1 protein-coding gene and 1 pseudogene are annotated in these 2196 nt (G+C 64.3%); one reads left to right on the top strand and one right to left on the bottom strand.

What is annotated here, in order from left to right; all coding sequences use genetic code 11:
• A pseudogene (locus tag AC1D1G_RS44595) lies at window positions 1-159 on the top strand (ScbR family autoregulator-binding transcription factor); the annotation flags it as partial.
• A gap of 962 nt (window positions 160-1121) precedes the next feature.
• On the opposite strand, the gene AC1D1G_RS44590 reads toward AC1D1G_RS44595, so the two are convergent.
• The gene (locus AC1D1G_RS44590) at window positions 1122-1883 is read right to left on the bottom strand and encodes a transposase (RefSeq protein ID WP_477956871.1); all 762 of its coding nucleotides are present in this window, start codon (window positions 1881-1883) and stop codon (window positions 1122-1124) included.
• Window positions 1884-2196: the final 313 nt, after the last annotated feature.

Below are 2196 nucleotides of genomic sequence, written 5' to 3'. Positions count from 1 at the left end.
GTCCTGGCCCATCGCGTGGACCTCGAGCAGCGGGTCGACGAGATGTGGGGATTCCTACTGCCGGGGATCATGCCGACCACCCGGCGTCCCGGCATGATGCGGATCCGGGCGGCCCGCACCGACGTTCCCGTCACCGGATCGCCCGACCGTCAGGATTAGTCCGCTCAGGCTGCCAACACGACCTGTACATGCTCCCCGCAGACCGATAAGTTCACCATCCGGACGTCGCCGACGACCGCAAGGTCACGACGGCGGATGTGTACGGCCGGTGACCGGATCTGCTTCACGCGCACCGGTGCGGGTGTGTGAGCCTCGGTGTCGTCGGGGTCAGAATGGCCGGTGCCGGGCAGCGTCCGGGTGTCGTTCCCGCCAGGAGGCTGCTGCGCCGCGGCGATGGGGTGGAGTTGGTCTCGATGTGCGCGCCGCCGAGGCTGGCGTAGATCGGCCGTGTGTGGGGCCGCAGAACTGCGTGCTTGCGTACGTATCGCGGGATGTGCCATTGCTCCCACGTGTGTGCCGGGAACACTGCTGCGTCACCGACTCTGAGTGTGAGAGGAGGCTGATCTGCCGGAATCCGCCGTGGTATGGAACTCCACCATTTCGATCGTGTGTGCGGGTGCACCTCGTTCACCGGGTCAGCGGATCGGTGTATTCGAGCTCTGGTCCGAAGTGACTACGAGCCGGGGTGCCGGGTTCGCCCCTGACTGCGCTCTTCCGGTGGGTGCTGATGTCACTCGTTGCTGGTTGACCGCAATGTGCCGTTGCGGAATTGTTATCGGGCCGGTATAAATATTCACATCGTGTGCCGTGTGTCACGATTCTCTGAACAATCGAACTGGAGTTACAAATGGACCTCGCTTTCTTGGCCGACTTCTTCTCGAACGTCTCCACCCTTCTCGGCGCACTCGACTTCTTGTCGGGTTCTGCTGGGTCACTCAGCGGCTAGTAACGCTGCCAGAGGCTTGAATTGGCTCTTTGGCGAAGGAAATGGGTTCGTAGGTCGCCTGCGGGGCTCTTTTCGCTGTACCGGATCTTCCTCGTGTCTCCGCCGCGTCGCTTCCTCGCGGGAAATTCCATGAGTGTCATTCTTTCGCGTGGATGAGCCGACCATTCAAGATCATTTACGGTCTGGATCCCGACCTATCTCGATTCGGTAACTCGAAACTCGCGATCCGAATTATGTGTGTCGTCGAGTTGGAAAGACAAGGGCAGCCCTCAGTGAGAGGTGCATGTCGCCGCGTGGGTGCTCGCTCACGCCCCACACAGCGGCCCGCGCCCTCATGGCCGCTGAGGCACTCGCTGTCACGGTCGACGAGCTCCCCGAACTCGACCGCGCCTCGCAGGCAGCCAGTGCCTACGTCCGGGCGCCTACGCGATGCGCATCGGCACCCGCACCCAGGAATGCTCGTGTCGTCCGCGCGTGCCGTCGCCGGAGATTCGGCGGCACTGCTTCGGCGGGCCCGCGGCGATCGTCTCGTCCGCCCGGCCGCTGCGCCCGTCCGGGTGAACACGTCGTCGCCCCGGCCGTAGCCAGCATGTACGACGCACCTCGTTTCCTCGAGCCAGACCCGCAGGGAATTAATCTGCCTGTAGGCCTCGTCCGCGGTGAGCCACGCGAACCGCACCTCCGCGTCGAGCGCGCGTTCGATCATGCTCTGCGCTAACACGGTTTTGGTCGCGAGCTCGGCATCGTCACCGATGCCGACGGCGTGGAACCGGTCCCGATCGGCGGTCCACGATTCGGGAGATAGAGCTCCCGATCGAGTCCTGAATGCGGTGCTGGTGTGTCTGGTCGTGGGCGCCGCGGTGCTTGTGGTGTGGGCGTTCGCGTTTGCGACCGTACTCGCCCGAGCCGCCGCGCCCGCTGCCCGATAGCCGGTCATGGTCTACGGCCGACCGGCGACGTGCAGTGAACTCTTCGGGCAGCGCGGTGAATTCGGGTTTACAGTCCGCCTGCAACCGGTGGGGGGCAGGCCTCGCTCCGTTCGTCAATTCCGGGGTCCGGGGCCCGAACGCCGAGTGGATCGGTTCGTGGTATCGGCACAATTCTGATCGCCGGCCGCTCGTGGCAGGATGAGACCGTGAGCGCGCGGACTGCAGCCGACCTCGAGCGTGAACCGCCAAGGCATGCGGATACCTGGGCGAATCCCCGTCGCTTGAGGCTATCTCGGTGGTCTGTCGAACTGTTTCCACTCC

This window comes from Rhodococcus sp. P3_B8 (genome assembly GCF_056402775.1).
Note: the sequence above shows the minus strand (reverse complement) of the source record. Positions and strands in the feature narration are given on the sequence as shown.